The organism is Streptomyces oceani (assembly GCF_001751245.1).
Taxonomy (GTDB): domain Bacteria; phylum Actinomycetota; class Actinomycetes; order Streptomycetales; family Streptomycetaceae; genus Streptomyces; species Streptomyces oceani.
This window is the reverse complement of record NZ_LJGU01000112.1, coordinates 97,991-100,918: the sequence shown is the minus strand read 5'-3', so window position 1 is coordinate 100,918 and position 2,928 is coordinate 97,991. Positions and strand designations below refer to the sequence as shown.

3 protein-coding genes are annotated in these 2,928 nt (G+C 72.8%); all 3 read left to right on the top strand.

The window, feature by feature from the left end; all coding sequences use genetic code 11:
• A partial coding sequence (locus tag AN216_RS05865; protein ID WP_070195518.1) for a type II secretion system F family protein occupies positions 1 to 861 on the top strand: 861 nt, incomplete at its 5' end.
• 15 nt (positions 862 to 876) lie between these two features.
• A complete protein-coding gene (locus AN216_RS05860; protein ID WP_070195517.1) occupies positions 877 to 1,767 on the top strand; it encodes a DUF5936 domain-containing protein in 891 nt (296 codons plus the stop codon).
• A 5-nt stretch (positions 1,768 to 1,772) separates the two neighbouring features.
• Positions 1,773 to 2,928: histidine kinase (locus tag AN216_RS05855; RefSeq protein WP_070195516.1), on the top strand; the 1,156-nt coding region annotated here is incomplete at its 3' end.

Here is a 2,928-nt window from a genome sequence, read left to right as displayed (position 1 = left end):
GGCCGCGCGCAGCGCGAGGCGCTGCTCGACCGGCTCGCCAGCACCGGCGCCGAGCTGGGCCCGCCCTCCGGTCGTGGCCGGCACTTCGGCGCCGTGGACCGACGGCTGCGGCGTACGCGCCTGGGCCGCCGCCTGGACCTGAAGCTGGCCGCCACCGGACTGGACGTGACACCCGGCGAGTTCACCGTGTACGTACTGGCCGGGGTGACCGGACTGTGGCTGGTGGCGGGCTCGCTGCTGGCGCCGTTCTTCGGGCCGATCGCCGCCCTCGTCGGCCTGTTCGCCGCGAACCTCTTCCTCGGCTGGCAGCGCCAGAAACGCATCGAGGCGTTCATCGGCCAACTCCCCGAGCTAGCCCGCATCCTCGCCAACGCCACCTCCGCAGGCCTCGCCCTGCGCACCGCCCTCGGCATGGCCGCCGAGGAACTGGACTCGCCGGCCGGCGACGAACTCACCCTGGTCGCCAACCAACTGGCCGTCGGCCGCTCCATCGACGACGCCCTCAACGAGCTGGCCGAACGCCTGCCCTCCCGGGAACTCGTCGTCCTGGTGACCACCCTCGTACTGGCCAACCGGGCCGGCGGCACCATCGTCACCTCGCTCCGCAACCTCACCGAGACCCTCGAGGAACGCAAGGAGACCCGGCGCGAGGTGCGTACGATGCTCGCCGAGGTGAACGCCACCGCCTACACCATCCCGATCCTGGGCCTCGGCGCCATGCTGATGATGAACTCCATGTCGCCGGGAGCGCTGGACAAGGTCACCGGCAGCCCGCTCGGCCAGGTCGCCATGCTCGTCGCGGTGGCGCTATTCGCGATCGGCTTCGCCGTCATCCGCCGCCTGGGCAGAATCGATGTCTGAGGAGGTGCGTACGTCGTGATCCCGCCGCTGCTCGGCCTGCTCGCCGCGCTGTCGCTGCTCGGCCTGTTCGCCGGCGTCCGGATGTACCGCGCCGAGACGAAGCTGCCCTCCGACCTCACCCTGGCCCTGGAGGTCGGCGCCAGCCGCGCCCGCAGCCACGAACAGGCCGTCGACCGGCTCGGTATGCGCTTCGCCCCGGCCGTGCTCCGGCTGATGGGCCCCAAGCTGATCCAGAAGAAGCGCCACCGGATCGACCAGGCCGGCAACCCGGGCGGCCTCACCCTGGACCGGTACGCCGCACGCCGCGCGGTCTACGGCGTCTTCGGCATCGTGATGGGACTGGTCGGACTGTCCGCGGGCAGCCCGCTGTTCACGCTGTTCGTCCTCGGCTTCGGCTGGTTCGCCGCCGACCTGTCGCTCCTCCAGGCCATCCGGGAGCGCAAGCAGGTCATCGAGCGCACCCTGCCGGACTTCCTGGACGTGCTCGCCGTCGTCGTGTCCGCCGGGCTCGGCTTCCGGCAGGCGCTGGAGCGGGTCGCCGCCCGGTACGAGGGCCCCTGGGCCGACGAACTCCAGATCACCCTGCGCCAGATGGACATGGGCGTCAGCCGCCGTGAGGCGTTCGGCCAATTGCGCAAGCGGAACGCCTCCGAGCAGGTCGACCAGTTCGTCACCGCGCTGCAACAGGGCGAGGAGCTGGGCGCCCCGATCGCCGACACCCTGGTGCAGATCGCCACCGACATGCGCCGTACGGACGCGCAGAACGCCCGCCGCAAGGCCGCCAAGACCGTGCCCAAGGCGACGATCAGCACGATCGCCTTCCTGCTGCCCGGCACCCTGATCCTGATCGTGGCGACCTTCCTCCTGGGCTCCGACACCGACTTCGGCTCCGTCCTGAACGGGTGAGTGGCATGCTGCGTCAGTCCCTCGACCGGCTGCGTACGGCCACGGGCCGCCCCGCCGCTGGCCGCGACAGCGCCGACGGCCCGTCAGCCGCTGCGCTGGCCGATGCCGATGCCGATGCCGGTGGTGACCCCTACGCCGCGCCGCCACCCGCCGGCCCGTACGGCAGCCCGCTCGCCCCGCACGAGCGGTCAGCCGCCGAGCACCCGGTGCTCAGCGAGGACGCCCCCACCCCTGGGCTCCGCATCCAGCTGAACGCCCTGCAGGCGCTGTGCCGCCAGGTGTTCGGCTTCCGGCTGGCGATGATCGCCATCGGCGCGCCCTTCGCGCTCAGCCGCTCCGCCGGCGGCATCGGGGACTGGCTCGTCGGCGGCTCCATCCTGATCACCTTCGTGGTGTCGTACGCCCTGCTGCGGGACTGGGAACGCTTCGGCCCCGTCGTGCTGCGCTTCCCCGCCCTGCTCGGCGCCGACGTCCTCTTCCTCGCCCTCCTGCTGCTCACCGCCAGCCCCAACTCCCCGGTCGGCTACGCCACCGTCAGCACCCCGCTGCTGGCCGGACTGCTGTACGGCTGGCGCGGCGCCGGCATCTTCACCGGGCTGCAACTCCTGGTACTGGCCGTCTCCTACAACGCCTGGACCGAACGCCTCGAGTCGCCCGCCAGCACCCTGCTGTTGGCCGGCTTCTGCGTGGCGGCCGGGGTGGTCGGGGTGACCCTGCGCAACCTGATGTTCCACTTCGGCACCGCCAGCCAGGCCCTGACCGAGGCCCGCGCGCGGATCGCCGTCGGCGAGGCCGTCGAGTCCGAACGCGCCCGGCTGGCCCGGGACATGCACGACTCGGTGGCCAAGACGCTGCACGGCCTCGCGCTCTCTGCGGACGGTCTGGCCCATTCGGCGGGCCGTACGGACCCGGCCACCGTGCGACGCCAGGCCGAGGAGGTGGCACGCGCCGCCCGCCGCGCCGCCGCCGAGTCCCGCGACCTGCTGGCCGACCTGCGGCACGGCTCCGGCTTCGCCGGGCCGGTCGACCTCACGGCCGAACTGCGCGAGCAGGCGGCCGGCTTCACCGAGGAGACCGGGCTGCCCGTCACCTTCCGGGCCTTGGAGGAGCAGCCGGACACCGCAGGCCAGCGGGTCGCCGCCGGAGCGTCGGCGGTGCCGG